Source organism: Streptomyces sp. SID5469 (assembly GCF_009862865.1).
GTDB classification, from domain to species: Bacteria; Actinomycetota; Actinomycetes; order Streptomycetales; family Streptomycetaceae; genus Streptomyces; species Streptomyces avermitilis.
Map to the genome: position 1 here is coordinate 5,933,291 of NZ_WWIN01000001.1, position 23,817 is coordinate 5,957,107.

General features: G+C 70.8%; 24 protein-coding genes and 3 tRNA genes. 20 read left to right on the top strand and 7 right to left on the bottom strand.

Annotated features, from left to right (window positions below):
* Positions 1-367: 367 nt before the first annotated feature.
* Positions 368-1,609, bottom strand: coding sequence for a sensor histidine kinase (locus tag GTY58_RS25500; protein ID WP_010986300.1), 1,242 nt, complete (start codon positions 1,607-1,609; stop codon positions 368-370).
* Between the two features lie 253 nt (positions 1,610-1,862).
* Between GTY58_RS25500 and GTY58_RS25505 the strand changes: the two genes are divergently transcribed.
* From GTY58_RS25505 to GTY58_RS25565, 13 genes are all read left to right on the top strand, one after another.
* Positions 1,863-2,303, top strand: coding sequence for an NADH-quinone oxidoreductase subunit A (locus GTY58_RS25505; protein ID WP_010986301.1), 441 nt, complete (start codon positions 1,863-1,865; stop codon positions 2,301-2,303).
* On the top strand, positions 2,294-2,905 hold the full coding sequence (locus GTY58_RS25510) for an NADH-quinone oxidoreductase subunit B (RefSeq protein ID WP_010986302.1): 612 nt from the start codon (positions 2,294-2,296) through the stop codon (positions 2,903-2,905). Before GTY58_RS25505 ends, GTY58_RS25510 begins: the two co-directional genes overlap by 10 nt.
* Positions 2,902-4,416, top strand: coding sequence for an NADH-quinone oxidoreductase subunit C (locus GTY58_RS25515; RefSeq protein ID WP_010986303.1), 1,515 nt, complete (start codon positions 2,902-2,904; stop codon positions 4,414-4,416). Before GTY58_RS25510 ends, GTY58_RS25515 begins: the two co-directional genes overlap by 4 nt.
* On the top strand, positions 4,413-5,381 hold the full coding sequence (locus tag GTY58_RS25520) for a complex I subunit 1 family protein (RefSeq protein ID WP_010986304.1): 969 nt from the start codon (positions 4,413-4,415) through the stop codon (positions 5,379-5,381). Before GTY58_RS25515 ends, GTY58_RS25520 begins: the two co-directional genes overlap by 4 nt.
* A gap of 2 nt (positions 5,382-5,383) precedes the next feature.
* Positions 5,384-6,034, top strand: coding sequence for an NADH-quinone oxidoreductase subunit I (locus GTY58_RS25525; RefSeq protein WP_010986305.1), 651 nt, complete (start codon positions 5,384-5,386; stop codon positions 6,032-6,034).
* Positions 6,031-6,654: an NADH-quinone oxidoreductase subunit J gene (locus GTY58_RS25530; RefSeq protein ID WP_010986306.1), complete on the top strand. Its 624-nt coding sequence runs from the start codon at positions 6,031-6,033 to the stop codon at positions 6,652-6,654. Before GTY58_RS25525 ends, GTY58_RS25530 begins: the two co-directional genes overlap by 4 nt.
* Positions 6,654-7,043, top strand: a complete 390-nt coding sequence (nuoK, locus tag GTY58_RS25535) for an NADH-quinone oxidoreductase subunit NuoK (protein WP_010986307.1) — start codon at positions 6,654-6,656, stop codon at positions 7,041-7,043. The genes GTY58_RS25530 and nuoK overlap by 1 nt, the downstream gene beginning before the upstream one ends.
* Complete coding sequence (locus tag GTY58_RS25540) at positions 7,040-9,031, top strand: NADH-quinone oxidoreductase subunit L (protein ID WP_010986308.1); 1,992 nt, start codon at positions 7,040-7,042, stop codon at positions 9,029-9,031. Before nuoK ends, GTY58_RS25540 begins: the two co-directional genes overlap by 4 nt.
* Before the next feature lie 6 nt (positions 9,032-9,037).
* Positions 9,038-10,621: an NADH-quinone oxidoreductase subunit M gene (locus GTY58_RS25545; protein ID WP_010986309.1), complete on the top strand. Its 1,584-nt coding sequence runs from the start codon at positions 9,038-9,040 to the stop codon at positions 10,619-10,621.
* Positions 10,618-12,117 (top strand): NADH-quinone oxidoreductase subunit N, encoded by a 1,500-nt coding sequence (locus GTY58_RS25550; RefSeq protein ID WP_010986310.1) that lies wholly within the window; start codon positions 10,618-10,620, stop codon positions 12,115-12,117. The genes GTY58_RS25545 and GTY58_RS25550 overlap by 4 nt, the downstream gene beginning before the upstream one ends.
* 212 nt (positions 12,118-12,329) lie before the next feature.
* Positions 12,330-13,193: a zinc metalloprotease HtpX gene (gene htpX, locus GTY58_RS25555; RefSeq protein WP_010986311.1), complete on the top strand. Its 864-nt coding sequence runs from the start codon at positions 12,330-12,332 to the stop codon at positions 13,191-13,193.
* Entirely contained in the window at positions 13,190-13,582 is a 393-nt protein-coding gene (locus tag GTY58_RS25560) for a YccF domain-containing protein (RefSeq protein WP_010986312.1), read from the top strand. The genes htpX and GTY58_RS25560 overlap by 4 nt, the downstream gene beginning before the upstream one ends.
* 126 nt (positions 13,583-13,708) lie before the next feature.
* Positions 13,709-14,275, top strand: a complete 567-nt coding sequence (locus GTY58_RS25565; RefSeq protein ID WP_010986313.1) for an SMI1/KNR4 family protein — start codon at positions 13,709-13,711, stop codon at positions 14,273-14,275.
* Between the two features lie 68 nt (positions 14,276-14,343).
* Here the strand turns inward: GTY58_RS25565 and GTY58_RS25570 are convergent, their stop codons facing one another.
* The gene (locus GTY58_RS25570) at positions 14,344-15,612 is read right to left on the bottom strand and encodes an APC family permease (protein ID WP_010986314.1); all 1,269 of its coding nucleotides are present in this window, start codon (positions 15,610-15,612) and stop codon (positions 14,344-14,346) included.
* A 147-nt stretch (positions 15,613-15,759) separates the two neighbouring features.
* Here GTY58_RS25570 and GTY58_RS25575 point away from each other — a divergent pair, with 147 nt between their 5' ends.
* Positions 15,760-16,026, top strand: coding sequence for a GlsB/YeaQ/YmgE family stress response membrane protein (locus GTY58_RS25575; protein WP_010986315.1), 267 nt, complete (start codon positions 15,760-15,762; stop codon positions 16,024-16,026).
* 141 nt (positions 16,027-16,167) lie between these two features.
* On the opposite strand, the gene GTY58_RS25580 is transcribed toward GTY58_RS25575, so the two are convergent.
* Positions 16,168-16,656: a YajQ family cyclic di-GMP-binding protein gene (locus GTY58_RS25580; protein ID WP_010986316.1), complete on the bottom strand. Its 489-nt coding sequence runs from the start codon at positions 16,654-16,656 to the stop codon at positions 16,168-16,170.
* Between the two features lie 223 nt (positions 16,657-16,879).
* On the opposite strand from GTY58_RS25580, the gene GTY58_RS25585 reads away from it, so the two are divergent.
* A tRNA-Tyr gene (locus GTY58_RS25585) sits at positions 16,880-16,961 on the top strand.
* A 1,408-nt stretch (positions 16,962-18,369) separates the two neighbouring features.
* Positions 18,370-18,687 carry a hypothetical protein gene (locus GTY58_RS25590; RefSeq protein WP_137865193.1) on the top strand — a complete coding sequence of 106 codons (318 nt, stop codon included), beginning with the start codon at positions 18,370-18,372 and terminating at the stop codon, positions 18,685-18,687.
* A 25-nt stretch (positions 18,688-18,712) separates the two neighbouring features.
* Here GTY58_RS25590 and GTY58_RS25595 read toward each other — a convergent pair whose 3' ends face one another.
* The gene (locus GTY58_RS25595) at positions 18,713-19,060 is read right to left on the bottom strand and encodes a hypothetical protein (RefSeq protein ID WP_137865192.1); all 348 of its coding nucleotides are present in this window, start codon (positions 19,058-19,060) and stop codon (positions 18,713-18,715) included.
* A gap of 116 nt (positions 19,061-19,176) precedes the next feature.
* Positions 19,177-20,358 (bottom strand): M20 family metallopeptidase, encoded by a 1,182-nt coding sequence (locus GTY58_RS25600; protein ID WP_010986317.1) that lies wholly within the window; start codon positions 20,356-20,358, stop codon positions 19,177-19,179.
* 181 nt (positions 20,359-20,539) lie between these two features.
* On the opposite strand from GTY58_RS25600, the gene GTY58_RS25605 reads away from it, so the two are divergent.
* Positions 20,540-20,752 (top strand): hypothetical protein, encoded by a 213-nt coding sequence (locus tag GTY58_RS25605; protein WP_078234500.1) that lies wholly within the window; start codon positions 20,540-20,542, stop codon positions 20,750-20,752.
* A gap of 47 nt (positions 20,753-20,799) precedes the next feature.
* On the opposite strand, the gene GTY58_RS25610 is transcribed toward GTY58_RS25605, so the two are convergent.
* Complete coding sequence (locus GTY58_RS25610) at positions 20,800-21,456, bottom strand: SDR family oxidoreductase (protein WP_010986318.1); 657 nt, start codon at positions 21,454-21,456, stop codon at positions 20,800-20,802.
* Between the two features lie 241 nt (positions 21,457-21,697).
* A complete protein-coding gene (locus GTY58_RS25615) occupies positions 21,698-22,939 on the bottom strand; it encodes an amidohydrolase family protein (RefSeq protein ID WP_010986319.1) in 1,242 nt (413 codons plus the stop codon).
* A gap of 372 nt (positions 22,940-23,311) precedes the next feature.
* Between GTY58_RS25615 and GTY58_RS25620 the strand changes: the two genes are divergently transcribed.
* The 3 genes from GTY58_RS25620 (at position 23,312) to rpmG (ending at position 23,756) form a co-directional block, all read left to right on the top strand.
* A tRNA-Thr gene (locus tag GTY58_RS25620) sits at positions 23,312-23,384 on the top strand.
* A gap of 46 nt (positions 23,385-23,430) precedes the next feature.
* Positions 23,431-23,503: transfer RNA gene (locus GTY58_RS25625), tRNA-Met, on the top strand.
* Between the two features lie 88 nt (positions 23,504-23,591).
* Complete coding sequence (rpmG, locus tag GTY58_RS25630) at positions 23,592-23,756, top strand: 50S ribosomal protein L33 (protein ID WP_003948671.1); 165 nt, start codon at positions 23,592-23,594, stop codon at positions 23,754-23,756.
* The last annotated feature ends 61 nt before the right edge of the window (positions 23,757-23,817 follow it).

Here is a 23,817-nt window from a genome sequence, read left to right on the forward strand (position 1 = left end):
CGTTCTGCTCGGTCCTGCTCGGTCCTGCGCGTTCCCACTCGTGTTGCGCGTTCCGCTCGTGTTGCTCGTTCCGCTGGTGCTGCTCGTGTTGCTGGTCCCGCTCGTGCTGCTTCTCGGCTTCTACGTCCACCTTGCTGGCCGCGCGCCCGCCGGACCATGGAGCGCGTCGGCGTCCTGGGCCGGGGGTTTTCCCTACCTCCGCGCCGCGCGTATGAAGAAGCGGCCGTACGCCCCGCGTACGACCGCCCCACCCCGCCCGCTCCGGCTCGTCCTCCGAGTCGGACCGGCTGCCCGTGTCGGTTCGTCCTCCGAGTCGGACCCGCCGGCCTGTGACGGCTCACCCCGGCTCACGCCCGGCCGTGTGCGGCTACGGCCGGGGTTCCTCCCGCCGGTCGCGCCACGGCAGTTCCGCCGTGATCGTGGTCGGGCCGCCCACCGGCGACTCGATGACGAACAGCCCGTCGACCGCGCCGAGCCGGTCCGCGAGCCCCGCCATCCCCGTACCGCCTCCGACGTCGGCCCCGCCCCGCCCGTCGTCCCACACCTGTATGAGCAGCCGCTGGTCCGCCCGCCACACATCGACGGACGCCGAACGGGCCCCGCTGTGCTTGCTGACGTTCTGCAGCAGCTCGGAGACCGTGAAGTACGCGATGCCCTCGATGGCCGCGGCCGGTCTCGTCGGCAGGTCGGCGGTCACCTTCACCGGCACCGTGCAGCGAGAGGCGACGGACGACAGCGCGGCGTCGAGACCGCGGTCGGTGAGGACCGCGGGGTGGATGCCACGCGCGAGGTCGCGCAGCTCCTGGAGCGCGAGCTTCACCTCGCCGTGCGCCTCGTCCACCATGGCCGCGACGCTTTCGTCGGCCTGGCCCTCCAGCAACTTCTCCTTGGCCAGACCGAGCCCCATCGCCAGGTTCACCAGCCGCGCCTGCGCCCCGTCGTGCAGATCGCGTTCGATGCGCCGCAGGTCGGCGGCCGCCGTGTCCACGACGACCCCGCGGTCCGACTCCAACTCGGCGATGCGCTGCTCCAGTTCGTCGGAGGGGGAGAGCAGCACGCGCACCATCGCCCGGTCCACACTGGTCAGCCCGCGCGCGATGAACGGCAGCACCGGCCACGCGACGAACAGCGACACCAACGTGACCGAGAAGGTCACGACGCCCCAGGGCAGCCGGATGAACTCGTACAGGAACGTCCGCCAGCCCACCGGGTCCTTCAGCCCCATCCACAACTGCTGGAACAGCCCACCACTGCCCTTGCGCAACGGCAGCGGACTCGGCTCGTCCACCCGCACATCGAGCAGCAGCCTGGCCCGGGCCCGCTCCACCTTGCCCAGCTGCCGCGCCCCCAACAGCCCGGCCGCGAGCAACGGGAAACCGATCACGGTCACCGTCAGCCCAGCCCCCGTGAACAGCACCGTCACGACATAGGTGAAGCCGATCAGCGCCATCGGCAGGTTCGCGAGGAGATGCGCGATCTCCCGCCAGGTGTGCCCGTCCAGGGCGAGACGCAGGGGCGGCAGCCGCTCGCCGTCCCGGGTGTCCCGGCTGCCAGGGAGCGGCAGCCGCTCGCCTTCCCGGAGGCCGGGGCTTGTGATGCGTTCGGTCATAGCCGTCAGCGTGCCTGGCGGCGAGCCGCGGCGCCATGAGGTGGACCGCCACGATCCACTGGGGAAAACCCCACCCCGGGCTTCACCCTGGGTCCCGCCCCGGACCCCTTGGATCAGGTCAGGGACCCCTTTGATCAGGTCTGGGCACGACGGGCTGCTTACCCTTTCTTTAGCAGGCCCTAGACTCCCGTGCGTACAGATCGTCGAACACAGGGTTCACGCGAGTCACAGGGTCAAGGAGTAAGGGGCTGAGGTGCCGGAGCCGACCGTCGTCACGGGGACCGGGGCTGGGACCGCTGGGAATGCGGTCGCGGCGGACCACCTCCAGTCCTATTTCCACTCCTATTCGGTCGTGGGACTGCTCGCCGTCGTCGGTGTGCTGTTCGTCGCCGTGGCCTTCGGGGCGGGACACCTGCTGCGGCCCGTGGTCCCCACCCCCGAGAAACTCCTGACCTACGAGTGCGGAGTCGATCCCGTCGGCGAGGGCTGGGCCCACACCCAGGTCCGCTACTACGTCTACGCGTTCCTGTACGTGATCTTCGCGGTCGACTCGATCTTCCTCTTCCCCTGGGCGACGGTCTTCGCCGCGCCCGGCTACGGCGCGGCGACGCTCGTGGAAATGTTCATCTTCCTGGGCTTCCTGGCCGTCGGCCTGCTGTACGCATACAAGAAGGGCGTCCTGGCATGGACGTGACCCCCGAACCTGTTCTGCTCCCGGAGCCGAAGCGGCTGGGCGCACTCGCCCGCCTGGCACCCGAGCCGATGAAGGTGGTCCTGAACTGGGGCCGCCGCTACTCGCTCTGGGTCTTCAACTTCGGCCTGGCCTGCTGCGCGATCGAGTTCATCGCCGCGTCGATGGCCCGGCACGACTTCATCCGCCTCGGTGTGATCCCGTTCGCGCCCGGGCCGCGCCAGGCCGACCTGATGGTCGTCTCGGGCACGGTCACGGACAAGATGGCCCCGGCCGTCAAGCGGCTGTACGAGCAGATGCCCGAGCCGAAGTACGTCATCTCGTTCGGCGCCTGCTCGAACTGCGGCGGCCCGTACTGGGACTCGTACTCCGTGACCAAGGGCGTCGACCAGATCATCCCGGTCGACGTGTACGTACCCGGCTGCCCGCCCCGCCCCGAGGCACTGCTCCAAGGCATCCTCAAGCTCCAGGAGAAGATCGCACGGGAGTCGCTGAGCGAGCGGTACGGCTCGCCCCGCCCTTCGGCGGCCGCACTCCAGAGCGACCTGGTCCGGCCGCCGGCCGCGGGCACAGGCGCGGGCACGGCCGAGGGGGGCGCCCGATGACTGCCGTCGGCTGGCTCCCCGCTCCCGCCGAGGAGCTCTTCGGTACGGAGGCCACGGCCGAGGCGTCGTACGAGGTCCTGACGGTCGACGTACCCCCGACCTCCTGGATCTCCGCCCTGGAGACGGCACGCGACGCTCTGGGCTGCACCTACTTCGACTGGCTGAGCGCGGTCGACGAACCGGGCAGGGGATTCCTGGTCTCGGCCCACGTCGTCGCCCTGCCCTCACCCCCGTCCCCGTCTCAGCCCCCGTCCCCATCCCCGTCTCAGCCTCCGTCTCCGTCTTCGGTGCGCCGCCTCCTCGTCCGTACGACGGTCCCGCACGAGGCGCCCGTCCTCCCCACCGCCGTGGGGGTCTACGCGGGCGCGGGCTGGCACGAGCGCGAGACCCACGAGATGTTCGGCGTGACCTTCGAGGGCCACCCGGCGCTGGACCCCCTGCTCCTGCCCGAGGGCTTCGAGGGCCACCCCCTTCGCAAGGACTTCGTGCTGGCCGCGCGGGTGGCCAAGGCGTGGCCCGGTGCGAAGGAACCGGGCGAGTCGGACCACGGAGGCCCGAAGCGCCGCCAGATGCTCCCCCCGGGCGTCCCCGACCCGAACGACTGGGGCCCGCTGAAGGGCCAACTCCCCCCGGCCCCGGCCCGCCCGGCGCGCGGCGCGGCCCGGGCGGCAGGCGAACGCCCGGCCCGCGCCGCAGGCGAACGCCCCGTCCGCCGCACGCGTACGGCGGGGGAGGGCTCGGCGAGCCAGGCGGCGGCGCCCGCGACCCCGCCCCCCACAGAGGCGCCGTCCACGCCCCGCCGCGCGCGAACCGTGTCCGAGGGATCGGTGAGCCAGACGGCCACGCCCGGCACCACCCCCGACGCCTCCACGGAGGTTCCGACTGCACCGCGCCGCGCGCGAACCGCTTCCGAGGGCTCGGTGACGCAGCGCCCGTCGGCTACGGAGCCGACGCCGCCCGCGGCCGGCCCGCGCCGCGCACGCAGCGCGAGCGAGGGCTCGGCGACGCAGCGGGTGCGGCCCGATACGGCCAAGGCGGCCGATACGGCCAAGGCGGCCGATACGGCCAAGGCGGCCGATACGGCCAAGGCGGCCGAGGCGACTGACGCGGCCGACGCACCCGCACCGGCCGACACACCCGCACCGGCCGGCACCGGCGAGGACGCGCCGACGGCGGCGCGCACCACCCCGAAGCCCGCCCCGCGCAGCTCGGACGCCCCCTGGCACCACGCCCGCCCCGCCTTCGACGAGCCCGAAGCCGAAGCCGCACCCGAACCCACCCCGAAACCCCCGACCGAGACCGGCGCGGGCGGGGCGGATGCAGACGCGGATGCGGATGCGAACGCGGATACGGCCGGTGCCGGTTCCGGCGCCGACGCGGCCGACGCCGGTGCCGAAGCCGGTACCGACGCGGCCGACGCCGACTCCGAAGTCCGCCCCGCCGGCCCCCGCCCGGAGACGTCCCCGGACACGACCCCCACCCCCGAAGACCCCACAGGAGGCCGGCAGTGAACGACGCTCTCGACGTCGCCCTGCGACTCCTCGTGGTGTTCGTCGTGTTCCTGACGTTCCCCCTGATCGTGGGTCAGACGGAGCACAAGGTGATGGCGCACATGCAGGGCCGCCTCGGCCCGATGTACGCCGGCGGCTTCCACGGCTGGGCCCAACTCGTCGCCGACGGTGTGAAGTTCGCGCAGAAGGAAGACGTCGTACCGGCCGGCGCGGACCGCCGCATCTTCCAGCTCGCCCCCGCCGTGGCCCTCCTTCCGTACCTCCTGGTGCTCCTCGCCATCCCCATCGGACCGGGCGAAGGCGCCGTCGGCGAGGTCGTCGACGCGGGCATCTTCTTCGTCCTCGCGGTGATGGGCGTAGGAGTCCTCGGCTCCCTCATGGCCGGCTGGGCCTCCGCCAACAAGTTCTCCCTCCTCGGCGGCCTCCGCACAGCCGCCCAGCTCCTCGCCTACGAACTCCCGATGCTGCTCACCGCCGCCTCGGTGGCGATGGCGGCCGGCACAGTCTCCCTCCTCGGCATCGTCGACGCCTTCCAGTGGTGGTGGCTGCCCTGGCAGATCGTCGGCGCGATCGTCTTCTTCGTAGCCGGCCTCGCCGAGCTCCAACGACCCCCCTTCGACATGCCCGTCGCCGACTCGGAGATCATCTTCGGCGCGTACACGGAGTACACCGGTCTCCGCTTCGCGCTGTTCCTCCTCGCCGAGTACGCCGGAATCGTCGTCCTGTGCGGCCTGACCACCGTCCTCTTCCTGGGCGGCTGGCACGGCCCCTGGGGTGCCGACGGCCTCGGCTGGGTCTGGACCCTGCTGAAGACCGCGCTCCTCGCCTTCGTCGTGATCTGGCTGCGCGTCACCTACCCCCGCCTCCGCGAGGACCAGCTCCAAAAACTCTCCTGGACCCTCCTCGTTCCGCTCTCCCTCGCCCAGATCGCCCTCACCGGCATCGTCAAGGTGGTGATCTCGTAACCATGGCCCCCATTCCTGGCTCCGGCCTCGCCAAGGGCCTGGCCGTCACCCTCCGCACGATGACGAAGAAGACCGTCACCGCGCAGTACCCGGACGCCCAGCCCGAACTCCCGCCCCGCTCCCGCGGCGTCATCGGCCTCTTCGAGGAGAACTGCACGGTCTGCATGCTGTGCGCCCGCGAGTGCCCGGACTGGTGCATCTACATCGACTCCCACAAGGAGACGGTCCCGCCCGCCGCCCCCGGCGGCCGCGAGCGCAGCCGCAACGTCCTCGACCGCTTCGCCATCGACTTCTCCCTCTGCATGTACTGCGGTATCTGCATCGAGGTCTGCCCCTTCGACGCCCTGTTCTGGTCACCGGAGTTCGAGTACGCCGAGACCGACATCCACGAACTCACCCACGAGCGCGACAAGCTCCGCGAGTGGATGTGGACCGTCCCGGCCCCGCCGGCCCTCGACCCCGCCGCCGAGGAACCGAAGGAGATCGCCGCAGCCCGCAAAACCGCGGAGAAGCTCGCGGCAGCACAGGCCGCGGCAGCACAGACTGATGCGGCGCAGGCCGAGGCAGCGCAGGCCGAGGCAGCTGCCGAGGCCGGGTCCGCCGCCGAAGGCGCGCCCGACGCCGCCCCGAAGCCGCAGGAGGGAGAAGCGTGACCCCCGCAGCAGCTCACGTCGCGACCGCGGTCGCCGCCGAATCCCACGGCTTCCTCTCCCCGACCGGCATCGAGATCGCCTTCCTCCTCGTCGGCCTCGTCACCTTCGGCGCCGCGATCGTCACCGTCACCACCAAGCAGCTCGTACATGCCGCCCTGTGGCTGGTGGCGACCCTCGGCGGTCTCGCCGTGGAGTACCTCCTGCTCACCGCCGAGTTCATCGCCTGGGTGCAGGTCCTCATCTACGTCGGCTCCGTCGTCGTCCTCCTCCTGTTCGGTCTGATGCTCACCAAGGCCCCCATCGGCCGCTCCCCGGACGCCGACTCCGGCAACCGCTGGGCCGCCCTCACCGTGGCCGTCGCCTCCGCCGCCACCCTGGTCTGGGTCGTCGTCGACGCCTTCCGCACGACGTGGCTCGACCTGAACGGCGCCGCCGCCGGCTCCACCGCCGTCACCGGCGCGAGCCTCTTCCAGAACTGGGTCCTTCCCTTCGAAGCCCTTTCCGTCCTCCTCCTCGCCGCCCTGGTCGGCGCGATCGTCCTCTCCCGCAAGGCGAAGGCGGACGCGGCGACCACCACGAGCCTCCCGAGCGCCCGGAGCGAAAAGGAAGGGGCCCGCTGATGCACCTCGCCTATCCCGCCGTGCTCTCCGCCCTCCTCTTCTCCACGGGCCTGTACGGCGTCCTCGCCCGCCGTAACGCGATCCTGGTCCTGATGTCCGTCGAGCTGATGCTCAACGCCGTCAACCTCAACCTCGTCGCCTTCGACGTCTGGCTGTCCAAGACCGCCCGGGACACCCTTCACTCCGGCCAGGCCCTCACCCTGTTCACCATCGCCATCGCCGCCGCCGAGATCGGCATCGGCCTGGCGATCGTCCTCGCCGTCTACCGAAACCGCGGCACCTCGGACATCGACAAGCTCCGCGACACCGCCGAGGGCCCCGAGCCCGACGGCCCCGGAACCGACGGCTCCGCACCCACCGCGGCCGAGAAGGCTGAGGCCACCGCGTGACCACGACCACCCTCGCCGTCCTCGTCCCCCTCCTTCCGTTCCTGGCCGCCGCGGCCGGCCTCCTGCTGGGCCGCACGGCACCCGGCTTCGTACGCCCCCTCGCCGTCCTGCCGACCCTGACAGCGTTCGCCCTCGCCGTGGTGGTCGCCGTACGCCAGGGCGGCGGCCAGGCCATCGACGCCGCCACCGAGCTCACGCCCACCGGCTCGGTCCCCATCGAGCTCGCCCTGCACATCGACGGCTTCGCCGCCCTCGTCGCCGTCCTGGTCGGCCTGGTCGCGTCCTGCGTGCAGATCTACTCGACGGGCTATCTGCGCGACGACCCGCGCTACCCCTCGTACTCCGCTCTCGTCTCCCTCTTCACCTCCGCGATGCTGCTCGTCGTCTACTCCGGCGACCTGATGCTGCTCCTGGTCGGCTGGGAGATCATGGGCATCTGCTCGTACTTCCTGGTCGGCCACTACTGGGAGACGTCCGAAGCACGCGCCGCCTCCATCAAGGCCTTCCTGGTCACCAAGCTCGGCGACGTCCCCTTCCTCATCGGCCTGTTCGCCCTCGCCACCGACGCCGGGTCCTTCCGCATCACGAAGGTCCTCGGCGCCGTCGCGAACGGCGGACTCGACCACCCGACGCTGATCGCCCTGCTCCTCCTCGCCGGTGTGGCGGGCAAGTCGGCGCAGTTCCCGCTGCACACCTGGCTCCCCGACGCGATGGCCGGTCCCACGCCCGTCTCCGCGCTGATCCACGCCGCGACGATGGTCGCCGCCGGTGTCTACTTCATCGCCCGGCTCCTCCCGGTCTTCGCCGCCTCCTCGGCCGCATTGGTCGTCCTCGCCGTCATGGCCGCCGTCACGATGCTCGGCTCCGGGCTCGCCGCGCTCGCCCAGGACGACATCAAACGCGTCCTCGCGTACTCGACGATCGGCCAGCTCGGCTACATGACCGGCGCTCTCGCCGTCGGCGACCGCGGTGCCGCCGTCTTCCACCTCCTGTCCCACGGCGTCTTCAAGGCGCTGCTGTTCCTCGCGGCGGGCGTGATCATCCACGCGGCCGGTACCAACTCGCTGGCCTCCATGTCCCGGATGAAGGACCTGCGCGCCCGCATCCCCGACGCCTACTGGACGATGACCGTGGCGCTCCTCGCGCTTGCCGCGGTCCCGCCCTTCGCGGGCTTCTTCTCCAAGGAGTCCGTCCTGGGCGCCGCCGAGCACGTCGCCACCGGCCACACCGAGCACGCCCCCGGCGCCGCGGGCTGGATCGTCCTCGTCGCCGCCCTGCTCACCGCCGTACTCACCGCCGCGTACGCGACCCGCCTGTGGCTGCTCGCCTTCCGTGGCCGGGGCGTCGAAGCTCCCGATCACGGCAGGCAGCCCGTGGTGATGACCGCCGTGCTGTGGGTGCTCGCCGTCCCGTCACTCGCCTTCGGACTGGCCTACGGGCTGCTGCCCGACTGGTTCGACGGCCGCGACCTGGCGCCCACCCTCACCACATCGGTCCTCGGCACAGGGCTCGCCCTGACCGGCGGACTCATCACCTACGGCGCCTGGCGGCACACCTCCGCGCTGGCGGTCCGCGTCCCGCTGGGTGCGGTCGTGGCCCACCCCGAGGGCGACGCCGCGCACGTCGAGGCCGAGGCCATCGCCATTCACGAGTCGGTGTACGGAGACGTGGCCTACGCACCCGACCCGGCGGACCCGGGCCGGCTGCTGCTCGGCCCGCTGCACCGCCACGCGGCCGTCGGCTTCCACCTCGACGCCGTGTACGCGACGCTCTTCGTCCGCCCGGTGCAGGCGGCGGCAAGCCTCGTCCGGTTCCTCGACCGTGAGGTCGTCGACACCTACGTAAGCGGCGCGAGCGCCGTGCCCCGGCTGCTCGGCGCGGCCGTACGGCGCGCCCAGACCGGCAATGTGCAGACCTATGTGAGCGCGCTGCTCGCCGGCACCGTCGTCCTGGCGGTCGCCGCCCTCCTCGTCGCCACAGGAGCGTGAGCAGGCGTGATCGATATCAACGAGTCAGTGATGCAGATCCTTCTCGCGTTCATCGTCGTCGGCCCGCTCATCGGGGCCGCCGCCGCTCTTCTGCCGGCCCCGCCCGGGCTGAAGGGGAAGTCGCCCGACCAGGCCGTGCTGCGGCACGGCGTGACCGTCACCGGTGCGGTGCTCATCGCCGCGATCGCCCTGACGCTCGGCTTCGACCACGACCACCCGTCAAAGATGCAGGCCACGACGGACATCAGCTGGATCCCCGCACTCCATGTGCGCATCCACCTCGGCATCGACGGCATTTCCCTCCCCCTTCTGGTCCTGACGGCGCTGCTGACCTTCCTCTGCGCGCTGTACTCCTACTTCAAAATGCCTGCGGGCCCCACCCCTAAGGCCTTCGTCGCGCTCGTCCTCGTCCTCGAGTCCGGCACCCTCGCGACCTTCGCCGTCCTCGATCTGCTGCTGTTCTTCCTCGCGTTCGAGATGGTGCTCATCCCGATGTACTTCCTCATCGCCCGGTGGGGCGGTGCGGAACGCCAGGCCGCGGCCTGGAAGTTCATCCTCTACACACTGCTCGGTTCCGTCGTCATGCTGCTGGGCCTGCTCCTGATCGGAATCAAGGCGGGCACATTCGACATGGTGGCACTCGCCACTGACAACGGCCGGTCGCTGACCACATCCGTGCAGGTCATCGCCGTTTTGGCGATCGGGATCGGGCTCGCGGTCAAGACGCCGATGTGGCCGCTGCACAGCTGGCTCCCGGACGCCCACACCGCCGCGCCGACGGTCGGCTCCGTCCTGCTGGCCGGCGTGCTGCTGAAGATGGGTACGTACGGGTTCGTCCGGATTCTGCTGCCGATCGCGCCCGACGGACTCCGCACCTTCGCGCCGTACCTCGCCGCGTTCGCCGTGGTCGGAATCATCTACGGATCCCTGGCCTGCCTCGCCCTCGCCAAACAGGGCGCGAAGGGCGATCTCAAGCGGCTCATCGCCTACTCCTCCGTCGGCCACATGGGCTTCGTCCTGCTCGGCATCGCGACGATGACCCCGACCGGCGTGAACGGCGCGCTCTTCGCCAACATCGCCCACGGCCTCATCACCGGCCTCCTCTTCTTCCTGGTCGGCGCGCTCAAGGACCGCACCGGCAGCACCGACCTCGACACCCTCGCCGAGAAGACCGGCGCCGCCCTCTACGCCAAGGCCCCACGCCTCGGCGGTCTGCTCGCCTTCGGCGCCGTCGCCTCACTCGGGCTGCCCGGCCTCGCCGGGTTCTGGGGCGAAATGCTCGCTCTGTTCGGCGCGTTCAAGCCCGCCGACGACCTCAGCCGCCCCGCGTTCCTGACGTTCATGGCCATCGCCGCCTTCGGCACCCTGCTCACCGCCGCGTACATGCTCGTCGTCGTGCGCCGCGTCTGCATGGGCGCCGTCCCACAGGAGTCCGGACAGATCTCGACCCTCGCCGACGTGCAGAGCTACGAGTTCGCCGCCTGGACACCGCTCGTCGCCCTCACCGTCGTCGCCGGACTCTGGCCCAGGGCCCTCCTCGGCCTGACCGACCCGGCCGTGCAGCAGCTCCTCGCAGGAGGCACCCGATGAGCTCCCTGGTCCAGTCCGTCGACTGGCTCGCGATCGCCCCGCCCACGCTCGCGGCGGTCGTCGGACTCGTCGTGCTCGTCGCCGACCTCTTCATCGGCGACCACAAGAAGGCGCTCCTCGGATGGGTGTCCGTCGCGGGGCTCGCCGCCTCGGCGCTCCTGCTGCTGCCCCTCCTGGACGGAGACCGCGCCACCTTCTGCCTGACGGGCGACGCGAACACCTGCAGCTACACGGCGGACCACTTCACCCTCGCCATCCAGTTCCTGGTCCTCGGCGGGGCGCTCCTCGCGGCCCTCCTGTCGGTCACCGCCCTGAAGGACGCCGACAGGGAAATTCCCGAAGGGGAATTCTGGTTCCTGCTGCTCTCCTCGGCCGCCGGCGCCGCCCTGCTGCCCGCCTCCCGCGATCTGGCGACCCTCATCGTCGCCCTGGAGGTCGCCTCTCTGCCCGCCTTCGCACTCGTCGGCATCAAGCGCGGCGACAAGAAGTCCTCCGAAGCGGCCCTGAAGTTCTTCCTCTCGTCCGTCACGGCGACCGCGGTCAGCCTCATGGGCGTCAGCTTCGTGTACGCGTCCACGGGCACGCTCTACCTCACCGAGATCGCCCGCAAGATCCAGCACGTCGACGGCCAGCTCCACACGCTCGCCCAGACCGGCGTCGTGCTCACCCTCGTCGGCTTCGCCTTCAAGACGGCCGCCGTCCCCTTCCACTTCTGGGTGCCCGACACCTACGTGGGGGCGCCCCTGCCGATCGCCGCCTACCTGTCCGTCGTCGGCAAGGCGGTCGGCTTCTCCGGGCTGATCCTCGTCACCGTCGTCGCCTTCCCCTCGTACGCGGACGTCTGGGGTCCGGCGCTCGCCGCGCTGGCCGCCCTCACCATGACCGTCGGCAACGTCGGTGCCCTGCGCCAGCAGGCCACGCGCGCGTACAGCGCGGTACGGCTGCTGGCCTGGTCCTCCGTCGGCCAGGCCGGCTACCTCCTGGTGCCGATCGCCGCCGCGGCGTACTCGAAGGACGCCGAGAAGGCCATCGGATCGACCGTGGCGTACGCCCTCATGTACGCGGCCGTGAACCTCGGAGCCTTCGCCGTGGCCGCCCTGGTGGGCCGTACGAAGGTGCTGAACCGCGTCAGCGACTACCGCGGCCTGTACGCCTCGAACCCCCTCGCGGCCCTGCTCCTGGGCTTCTTCCTGCTCTGTCTGGCCGGACTGCCGCCGGGCATCATCGGCCTGTTCGCGAAGGTCACCGTCTTCTCGGCCGCCGTCGACGCGGGCCTTGGCTGGCTGGCCGTGGTGATGGCCGTCAACGTAGTGATCGCGCTCTTCTACTACCTCCAGTGGACGACGCTGCTGTTCCGCGCTCCCGAGGGCGAGCCCGAGAAGCACCGCGTCCCGGCACCGCTGACGGCCGCGATCGCCCTGACCGCCGTGCTGGGAGTCGCCCTCTCCGGAGCGCCCCAGCTGGTCCTGCGCTTCTCGGACACCGGCCTCTTCTGAAATCGGACACCGGCCTCCGCTGAAACCGCGGGGCACGCGCGCGTGGATCGTCATCCGCCACCACCCGGACGGCCCACGCGCGCCGGTGCGCGCACAAGGGAACTAGTGCTCCTCGCCTGGCGTTGACCAGTACGGGAGGGTCCACTGAGAGGTGGAGTCAACAGCATCCGCAGACAAAGGGTTCCCCTGCCGCACCACTTGGAGGGCGTACCGTGCACCGCCGGCACAACGGGCTCAAGACCGCCGTACTCCTCGGGGGACTGTCCGCACTCATCATCGTCATCGGCAGCTTCTTCGGGCGTACGGGTCTGGTCGTCGCACTCTTCATCGCGATCGGCACCAACGCCTACGCGTACTGGAACAGCGACAAGCTGGCTCTACGCGCGATGCGCGCGCGCCCGGTGAGCGAGTTCGAGGCCCCCACGCTGTACCGCATGGTCCGCGAGCTCTCCACCCAGGCCCGCCAGCCCATGCCGCGCCTGTACATCTCTCCCACGGAAGCACCGAACGCGTTCGCGACCGGCCGCAACCCGCGCAACGCGGCCGTGTGCTGCACCGAGGGGATCCTGCGGATCCTGGACGAGCGCGAACTGCGCGGTGTCATCGGCCACGAACTCAGCCACGTCTACAACCGCGACATCCTCATCTCCTCGGTCGCCGGAGCCCTCGCCTCGGTGATCATGTTCCTGGTCAACTTCGCCTGGCTGATCCCGGTCGGCCGCTCCAGCGACGACGACGGCCCCGGCCTCCTGGGCATGCTCCTGATCATGATCCTGGGCCCGCTCGCCGCCACGATCATCCAGCTCGCCATCAGCCGCTCCAGGGAGTACGAGGCGGACGCGTCCGGCGCCCAGCTCACCGGCGACCCCCTCGCCCTCGCCAGCGCCCTCCGCAAGCTCGACGCGGGCATCAAGCAACTGCCACTGCCCCCCGAACCACGTATCGAGACCGCGAGCCACATGATGATCGCGAATCCCTTCCGCCCGGGCCAGGGTCTCTCCAAGATGTTCTCCACCCACCCGCCGATGACGGAGCGCATCGCCCGTCTGGAGCAGATGGCAGGTCGTCACCAGTGAAGACAATCCTGAACGTCATTTGGCTCGTCCTGAGCGGCTTCTGGCTGTTCCTCGGCTACCTGCTCGCGGGTGTGCTCCTCTGCATCACGATCATCGGCATCCCGTTCGGCATCGCCGCATTCCGCATCGGCGTATACGCCCTGTGGCCCTTCGGATATACGACGGTCGAGCGCCGCGACGCGGGCGCGCCCTCCTGTATCGGCAACGTCCTGTGGCTGGTCCTCGCGGGCTGGTGGCTGGCCCTTGCCCACATCGTCACGGGCATCGCCCTGTGCCTCACGATCATCGGCATCCCGTTCGGCATCGCCAACTTCAAGCTGCTCCCCATTTCACTGCTCCCGCTGGGACGCGAAATCGTACGCACGGACGAGCCCTTCGCGACACGCTGACAGAACGGGAACGGGAACGGGAACGGGAACGGGAACGGGGGCCCGGCCGGCGGACCGGAAGGCCCACAGCCCGCCGGTTATCCACAGGCCCGCTCGATTGTCAGTGCCGCGCTGCATGATGAATCCATGACCGAGACCGAGCAGTTGCTGGAGAAGGTGGCGGAAGAGGCCCGCAACACCCGGCCGTGGGGCTGGCCTTCGCTCCCCGAGCCCGTGGACACGGCCGCGCTGGCCCGCGCCGAGGCCGCCCTCGGCTTCCCCTTGCCTCCCCTGCTCGCCGCGCTCTACCTGCGGATAGGAGACGGCGGATTCGGCCCGGAGTACGGCCTGTTGCCCCTGCTCGACAGCCCGCCGTCGGGCGAGCCGGCCGTTGTCCCGCAGTACCTCGCCAACCGCGAGAGCGGCCGCAAGGACCCCGACTGGCCCTGGCCCGAGGGAATCCTGCCGATATCCCACTGGGGCTGTGGAATGTATGCGTGCGTGGACTGCCGCACCCCGCAGGGCACGGTCCTGCTCTTCGAGCCGAACGCCGACGACGCCCACCACGCCTGGTACGTGGACGCGCCCGGACTCGCGGAGTGGCTGCGCACCTGGCTGGACGGAACAGGCTGGTACGACGAGTCCAATGACGATATGGACCTGGCCCCTTGGGCCGACTTCCATATACGCACGGACGCCGCGCGGACCTCCTAGCCGAGCGCCCCACACCCACGTCGGCTACCGGGCCGGCGGCCACGGAGGCCACCGGGTTGCCGCTGCTGCTACGGCCGCCGCGAAGCCCCCCACCGCCGCATGCCGTACGCGGCCGCCCCCAGACCCAGTACAGCCGCGCCCACGCCCACCGACACCGCCGGCAGTGCGAACGCCAATGTCACGCACCCGAGGAGCCCGACCGCCGGAACGGCGCGCGACGCCGGTGCCGAACTCAGGGTCCAGGCGGACGCGTTGGCGACCGCGTAGTAGGCCAGCACCCCGAAGGAGGAGAAACCGATCGCGCCCCGCACATCCACCGTTGCGGCCAGGGCGGCGACCACCGCGCCCACGGCCAGCTCCGCCCGGTGCGGCACCTGGAAGCGAGGGTGCACGGCGGCCAGGGCCCCCGGCAGCTGCCGGTCCCGCGCCATGGCCAGCGTTGTCCGTGAGACGCCCAGGATGAGGGCGAGCAGGGAGCCGAGCGCGGCCACCGCCGCGCCCACCCGCACCACCGGCACGAGACCGGGCACGCCCGCCGCCCGCACCGCGTCGGCCAGCGGCGCCGGTGCGTGTCCCAGCGCGTCGGCCCCCAGTACAGAAAGGACACCGACGGCGACAGCCGCGTACACCACCAGGGCGATGCCCAGGGCCAGCGGGATGGCGCGCGGGATGGTCCGCTCCGGATCGCGTACCTCCTCACCGAGGGTGGCGATCCGCGCGTACCCGGCGAACGCGAAGAACAGCAGACCAGCCGCCTGAAGCACCCCGCCCGCGCCGCCGGAGAGCCCGACGGCCAGCCGCCCGGCGTCCGCGGCCCCGGAGCCGAGACAGACGACCACCACGGAAGCGAGGACCGCCAGGACCACCGCCACGATCGCCCGCGTCAGCAGGGCCGACTTCTGCATGCCGCCGTAGTTCACCGCGGTCAGCGCCACCACGGCGGCGACCGCCACCGCGTGCGCCTGCCCCGGCCAGACGTACGCCCCCACGGTGAGCGCCATCGCCGCGCAGGAGGCGGTCTTCCCGACGATGAACGCCCAGCCCGCCAGGTAGCCCCAGAAGGCCCCGAGCCGCTCGCGCCCGTAGACATACGTGCCGCCCGACGCGGGGTACAGGGCGGCCAGCCGGGCCGAGGACATCGCGTTGCAGTACGCGACGACGGCCGCGACCGCCAGACCGAGCAGCAGTCCGGACCCCGCGGCCCGTGCCGCCGGACCCAGCGCCGCGAAGATCCCGGCCCCGACCATCGACCCGAGCCCGACGACGACGGCGTCCCCGACCCCGAGGGTCCGCCGCAACCCAAAGCCCCCGGATGGCCCCGCCCCGGACTGTGTCATGGACCGCACCCTACTGATCAGCGCAACCGGCAGCCGTCGGCGAGGCGTCCTCAGCGACAGCGGCGGCACATGAACGCGGCACATGAACACAGCCTGGCCGGAGCAGGAGTACAGCGCAGGCACAGTGCGGAGAGGCAGGGTCACGGCATGGGTATCGTCGGCTGGATCATTCTGGGGCTGTTGGCAGGCGCCATCGCCAAATTCCTGCTCCCGGGCCGTGACCCGGGCGGCTTCATCGGCACGACCGTCATCGGTGTCGCGGGGGCCTTCATCGGGGGCTGGATATCGGCACGTTGGCTGGACCACCCGATCACCAAGCAGTTCTACGACGGCGCCACCTGGGCGGCGGCGATCGGCGGCTCGCTGGTCCTGCTGATCATCTACCGCCTCCTGTTCGGAGACTCACGCCGCTGAGTGCGCATCCCCGAGTCGCAGCCGACCGGAGATGACGAGAGACGAGAACGGAAGGGTGGGCACCGCGGGGGTGCCCACCCTTCCGGCGGTGTACGTCGTACGCCGTGGTCGACGCCGTACACGCGGTGATCCAGCGTTGATCTACCGGTAGTTCACGAACTGCAGGGCGAAGTCGAAGTCCTGGCCCTTGAGCAGCGCCTGCACGGCTTGCAGGTCGTCACGGCTCTTCGAGCTGACGCGCAGCTCGTCGCCCTGCACCTGGGCCTTCACGCCCTTCGGGCCCTCGTCGCGAATGACCTTCGCGACCTTCTTCGCGTTCTCCTGGGAGATGCCCTCCTCGATCGACGCGAAGATCTTGTACTCCTTGCCGGACAGCTGCGGCTCACCGGCGTCCAGCGCCTTCAGCGAGATGCCACGCTTGATCAGCTTGGTCTCGAACACGTCGAGGATGGCCTTCACCCGCTCCTCGGAGTTCGCCTGCATCAGGATCTTCTCGCCGGACCAGGCGATGGAGGCGCCCACGTTCTTGAAGTCGTAGCGCTGCGAGATTTCCTTGGCGGCCTGGTTGAGGGCGTTGTCGACCTCCTGCCGCTCGACCTTCGAGACGATGTCGAAACTGGAGTCGGCCATGTCCTGTGGCTCCTTGTATCGGGTTGGTTCGGGGTGTTCCGGGGTGCATGGGGCGCGGCCGTCGATGCCCGCGTCGGACCCGGGCCGCATCCGCATAAGCCTAGCCACCCCCTCCCCTCCGAGCGTCGATCTATCGAGTGGCGAAGCACCCCCGGGCATCGGGTATCGTTTACGTCGTTGCCACGGAGCACCGCCGAAAAGCGGTTCGAAGGGCGGCAAACCCGGCGGTGTGCCCGAGCGGCCAAAGGGAGCAGACTGTAAATCTGCCGGCTCAGCCTTCCCAGGTTCGAATCCTGGCGCCGCCACATGAAGGTAGACCCCCTCCGAACTGCGGAAACGTGGATCGGAGGGGGTCTCTTCGTTATCGAACGCGATCTTTCGATTTGAATCGAAAATCGGCGATTTGCCACACTGTGTCCCGACCGGATCCCATTCCTGATCTCGCCTGCGTCCCCCAGGCGTCCCCCCAGGCGTCCCCCGGGGGACGGGGGCGCGCGGTCACTCCGGCTCGTTCCACTCCAGCAGGGCAGCGTCGTTCCGGCGGTTGCCCGCTCCTGGGTCTGCGCGAGTACCTCCGCGTACACCCTGAACAGCACCGCGATCGTGTGGCCTGCTCGCCGGGCGCACTCCATCGGGTCCACGCCGGAACTCGGCCAGAAGGAGACCCCGGCGCCACGCGGGTCGTAGGGCCGCCGCGCGAGCAGGGAGGCGGCTTCGGACTCGGTGAGTACCCTTTCACGAGCCGTTGCCCGCCCAGAGTTCCCCGTACCCGGTTTCTTGCAGCAGCCCCCCGCGATTGGTTCGAAACAACCGTCCGTCAGGCGCCGTGCCCTGGGTGGCGATGTGCTGCCGGTGCTGCCGGAGCTGCCGGACGAAGTGAGGGAGGGATGGGTACCGGTCGCGAGTCCTTCTCCGCTCGGGCCTTGAGATGCCGGGCTTGGTGCGCCTCCCGTCACCTCTTGCGCCGACTTCGGGACGGTCCACTTCACCGTGGTGAGCAGGTTGACTCAGGCAGGCACGCTTGCGCTTCACGGTGCGGGCCGCAGCCGCTTTGCCATCGAGCTTCAACGCCAGGGCGGCAAGCGGGAGTCGGACGGTTGCGGGGTCTTCGAGGGCAGCGACAGGTGCCGAGTTCTTGGCCATCCAGTGGAGTGTGCGTTCAACGTCCTCCGGTGGTTCCTCGGTCCCGCCGCAGGAGATGGGTCTCCGGCAAGCCTGCTCGGTTCCGGGCTGCACCAAAGGCTTTTCGGACGTCCTGGCGGGCGGCGTCTTTCGCGTCCACGCTGAGGAGAACTCGGGGGCCCGATTCACAAGAGCCGACTCACCTGTCTCGATAAGTCGGCTCTGAACTGGCGAACAGTCGAACCTCGTCGGCTCCCGCCCCGGGCTCTGCGGCAGGGGCGGCGCCATGCCTTGGATCTGACGGCAACGTCGGCAGCCGGGCGCGGCCTTGGGCAGCTCCCCGAGCACACGCCACGTTCTGTCTCGCGCTCGACACGCACCGCGCAAACCGGCGGCTCAGCACTCACCGAGCCGCCGGTTTTCGATTGTCAAGCCACGTCTTGTAGTGACGTGCCGGGAGGCCTCCGGTCCTGGTTTGTTGGAAGCAGTTCCCACCAGGGCGAACCCGGGCAATAGGGAGCTGCGAATATCCCAGATTTCGACGAGGGGTGAATGGCACGCCCCCCCCGCAATACCGAATGGAGAATTCCGATGACCAAGCGCTCCTGGAACCGTCGTCTTGTGGTCGTCACGGCTTCCGTGGCGTTGGCCGGTGGCGGCTTGGCGCTGCCGGTGACTGCCATGGCTGCACCGGCAGCCCTACAGCATGGCCTGGTCGCTTTGGACGAAGACCCTGACGGCGTCAATGAAAGCGGCAGTACCGATTCCGGCGTGGACGACACCGGCGACTACGGAAGCGGCAGCACTGATTCTGGCGTCGACGAGACCGGCGGCGACGACGGAGCCGGCAGCACCGACCCGGGCGCCGACGAGACCGACATTGAGTTCCGCACCAAGGCCGGCTTCTAGTCTGGAACTACCGCGCGAGAGTGACCTACACGGGGACGTCCCGGCAGCGGCTCAGGGCCTCGGCGAGTGCGGCTTCCTGGGTGGGGTCGACAGAGAGCCCCCACTTGGTCTTGTCGGCCACCCAGTCGGTGGCGTACCGGCAGCGGTAGCCCTGCGCCGGCGGCTGCCGGCGCAGGGGTCCTGGTCCGCCTTGCTGCGGTCGCCGGCCGCGGATACGGCGAGCAGGGCGCGGGCGTCGCCGGACGACGACGCCAGCGGGACGGCTCGGCAGCCGGCCCCGGCTCTCCGCGCGGCCGGCCCTACGAGGAGTGGTACCGCGACCGTCACGCGGCCCGGCCGCGACCGCGCCCTCCAGGACGATGACGACCGACATGGGTGGGGCGCAGGTACGCGAGGTACGCGAGGTACGCGAGGTACGCGATGGAGGCGATGGAGGCGATGGAGGCGCGGGACGCGAGCGACGCCGGATGCCCGCTGTCCGTCGCAATCTCAGCGGCCCACGAACTCCGCCCGCGCCGCCTCCAACACCCCCGGATCCAGGACCAGGTCAGTGACCACCCGAGCCAGCCCCGCCGCCGCGACCTCGGCGCGGTCGTGGGCGAGAGGGGTCGCCGCGGCCTCCCGCATCGCGTCGGAGTGACTCGGCGTACCGAACTCGGCGATCTGGATGTACGGATGGATGACCGGCAGCAGCTGGGACAGGTTGCCGATGTCGGAGGAACCGGCGGGGCTGTCGGGGCCGGCGGCCGTGATGTCCAGGCCCAGCGCGCGCACCGTGTCCCCGAAGCGTTCGGCGAGCACCGTGTTGTCGCGGCGCTCCCCGTACAGCGGGCCTGTCTCGTGGACCTCCGCCGTGGTCTCGGTGGCGAGCGCCGCGCCCTCGGCCGCCCTGCGGACCCGCTCGACCAGCGCCTCGGCCGACGCCGCCGTACGGTCCCGTACGTACAGATCCACCGCGGCATGGGCCGGGATCACGTTCGGGGCCTGGCCGCCGTCCGAGACGATGCCGTGCAGTCGGGCGGTCGGCGGTACGAACTGACGCATCGCGTCGATCGCGTTGAGGAACAGCTGCGCGGCCGCCAGCGCGCTGCGCCCCTCCCACGGTGACCTCGCGGCATGCGCGCTCACCCCCGTGAAACCGACCCTCAGATGCGCCGCCGCCAACCCGTGCTGCGTGGTCAGCGAGCGGTCGCCCGGGTGGAACATAACCGCGGCGTCGACGCCCGCGAAGACCCCGGCGTCGGCCAGCCTGACCTTGCCCCCGCCGCCCATCTCCTCACCGGGGGTACCGATGACGGCGATCGTGCCCGGGTGGTGAGGCAGGGCGCGTACGGCGGTGATCGCGGCCGCCGCGCCACCGGCCGCGATGAGATTGTGGCCGCAGCCGTGCCCGACTCCGGGCAGCGCGTCGTACTCCGCGAGTACGGCGACGTACGGGCCCGGCTCGCTCCCCTCGTGCGCCGCCACGAACGCCGTATCGAGGCCGCCCGCTCCCGCCCGCACCGCGAAGCCCGCCTCGGCGAGCCAGCCGGTCAGCACCTCCACGGCATGGAACTCCGCGAACTTCAGCTCCGGCCGTGCATGGATGGCACGGCTCACCTCCTCCATCCGGGGGCGCAGCAAGGAGAGTTCGGCGGAGAGAGCTGCCAGCGGGGGCGCGGTGGCGGACATCGGGACTCCCGTCGTACGAGCGCGAGAAAGGCGGCCATGTTGACGTGTCGTCCCGTACGACGAGCCTGCGGCCCCGGCCCGGCGGATGCCCCCGGGTCACCGTGCCTCAGGCAACTCCCGTAGGGGCGCCCGGTCCGCGCCGCAGTCCCCGTGGCCTGGGTTCCTCCGTACGCTGAGCGGCATGTCGTCTCGTCGCAGGAGTTGTCCCGAGTGCCGTCGTGAGATCGCCGTCGTCGCCGGGCGGTTCGCGCGGCACGACCCGCCGGGGGCGCGGGAGAGCAGGGAACTCGTCTCGTGCCCCGGGTCACGCAAGCAGGCCGAACTCGGCGCGGCACAACCGACGTTGGACGGATACGTCATCCCGGACTTCCCGGGACAGATGCCTCTCTTCTGACTTCCCCTGAGGATCTGCTCGCTCCTCTGAGGCTCTGCTGAGGGGAGTCAGTTCCCCGCCACCGCCTTCACCGCCACCGTGATCGGCGTGGAGCCGCTGATCACTTCCAGTGTCAGGCCGGCCGTCGCGGGGGTGTCGACGAGTTCCGCGAGGGTCGCGGCCACGTCGTCGCGCGGGATCGGGCCGCGGCCCGTGTGCGCCTCCAGGCGTACGAGGCCCGTGCCGGCGTCGTTCGTCAGCATCCCCGGGCGCAGGATCGTCCAGTCCAGGGACGGACGGCTGCGTACGTACTCGTCCGCCTCGCCCTTGGCGCGCAGATAGACGTCGAACACCTCGTCGCCCGGGTGCGCCGGGTCCGCGCCCATCGAGGACACGACGACGTGGCGGCGTACGCCCGCCCGTTCCGCCGCGTCGGCGAACAGGATCGCCGCACCCTTGTCCACCGTCTCCTTGCGGGTGACGCCGCTGCCCGGGCCCGCGCCCGCCGCGAACACCGCCGCGTCCGCGCCCTGTAGATGAGCGGCGACCTCCTCGACGGAGGCCGACTCCAGATCGCAGAGCACCGGCTCGGCGCCGGCCGCCCGCAGATCGTCGCCCTGTTCGGCGCGGCGGATGATCCCCGCGACCTCGTCACCGCGCGCGGCGAGCAGCCGCTCCAGCCGCAGCGCGATCTGACCATGACCTCCAGCGATGACAATGCGCATGTTTCCGACCGTACGCCCGGATGGGCGCGTTCGCCGCACAACACGGGCCGAGGCCCAGCTTTCCCGGCCGACACGGCAGTCACGGCTCTCCCGACCTGGCGGCCACGGCCGTCACAACGGCTCTCCCGACCTGGCGGCCACGGCCGTCACAACGGCTCTCCCGACCCGGCGGCCACGGCCCTCACAACCCCTCCCTCTGCCCGGCGGCGAGTGCTGCGGTCACGGCCGTCCCGCGCGGAGTTCACGACGGCTCTCCCCGCCCCTGCCGAGGCAGGTCCAGCGCCACCGCGGCCGCCGAGTTGCAGTACTCCCGCACCGCGCTGGTCCGCGCCACGACCCGCCCCCGGTGTACGACGATCCGGCTGTACGCGAGCGACAGCGCCCCGGCCAGCCGGTCGCCCCGTACGGCGAGCAGTTCGGCCGGGAATCCCGCCTCCACGCGTACTTCGGGCAGGCCGAGAGCGGCCCGGGCTGCGGTGCTCACGGCGTCGTACGCGTCCTCGGGCCGCAGCCCGTAGCGCGAGGCCAGCAGATACGCGGCCTCCAGCGGATCCCCGCGGCCCACCGGGTTCGACACGTCCCTCAGAGCGCCGCTGCCGGCCGCGACCCGCACGCCGGCCGACCGCAGCAGCCGTACGGGCGCCGTACCGGGCCGGTCGGCGCCCCCGCAGCCACCCTGCGGCAGGCACACCACCGTCACCCCGGCCGCGGCGAGTTGGTCCGCGATGCGTGCGGCGACCTCGGCGGGCAGTCGGCGCAGCCCCCCGCAAGGGCCCAGCGTGACCCCGGGACGCAGCCCGCCGGCCATCGCCGCGAGCCGGGCGAGCCGGGCCGGATCGTCACCGTCCGTGTGCAGGTCGACGGGGCAGCCCTGCTCGGCGGCGAGTTCCAGAACCGTCTCCACGTACCCCGTCGGATCCGGGTCGGCGTCCGGACAGCCACCCACCACCGCGGCGCCCATCTTCAGCGCGTCGCGCAGCATCGCGACCCCGTCCGCCCCGGCGGCCCCGGTCAGCACCCGTGGCATCGCCACCGCCGACAACTCGGCGAGCCCGTGCAGTGACCGTCGTGCCTGAAGCACCGCCGTCAGTGCGTCCAGGCCCTGTACGTCACTCACGTGTACGTGGGCGCGCAGAGCCGTCGCCCCGTGTCCGAGTTGCAGCAACGCGGCCTCGGTCGCGCGGCGCTGGACCTCCGGAGCGCCGTACGACACAGGTCCCGCGCCGTCGGCCGACAGGGCCGTGTCCCCGTGGGCGTGCGGCTCGACGGGGGCCGGCAGGAGCAGATAGCCGGCGAGGTCCACGCGCGCGCCGACCGCGTCCGTCGCCAGACTCCCGGCGGTACCGACCGCCTCGATACGCCCGCCGCCCAGCCGCACGTCCACGGTCCGTCCGTCGGTGAGCCGCGCTCCGCACAGCAGGAGGCCGGCCGGGTCGGTCTGTCCCGACGACGAGTGGGGCGGCTGCGGTCGGCTGTCGGGCATCGAGCTCCTGGGTCTCGGGGCGGCTGCGCAGAAGTGGGCAAGATCACGCAGAGTGGGTCGAGCCTAGGGTGGCCGTCCGCCGGTGCCGGGGAGGAGGGCAATAGTCGTACCGGCGTGGTCAGCGCTCGGGCTGGTGTGGTCCACGGTCCTGCTGAGGCGGTTCGAGGCCGCTGTGAACAGAGGGACGGGCGGCAGGGCTGTCGCCTCCTGACGCTTCCTGTAACCCGCCGTGACCCCTGTCGTTCCTGGGCTCGCGAGAGGGCCTTGGAGCGTTCCGAGATCCACGGGAGAACGCCGGAGAACAGGCCTGGGAGGGTGGCGCGAAACGGATTTGGGCGATCGGCAGGCGACCGTGTAATGTCTTCATCGCTCGCCCCAATAGCTCAGTCGGCAGAGCGTCTCCATGGTAAGGAGAAGGTCTACGGTTCGATTCCGTATTGGGGCTCTGGTGTGAGAGGTCCCCGCCGCAAGGCGGGGCCCGATCTCATCAAAGCGGTGTAGCTCAGTCGGTAGAGCAAGCGGCTCATAATCGCTGTGTCACCGGTTCAAGTCCGGTCACCGCTACTGACAGTAGCCGATTGTGGGGTCGGTCCTTCGATCGGCTACTCTTTTATGCGTTCATCGTCCCATCCGTTCGTCAAGGAGCACTCCTGTGGCTGCCACCGACGTCCGCCCGAAGATCACGCTGGCCTGCGTGGAGTGCAAGGAGCGGAACTACATCACCAAGAAGAACCGGCGTAACAACCCGGACCGACTGGAGATGAAGAAGCACTGCCCGCGTTGCAACGCGCACACCGCGCACCGCGAAACGCGATAAATCAGGCTCGTACACGAGGCCGTCCCCTTCGCGGGGGGCGGCCTCGCGTCGTTGTGCGGCG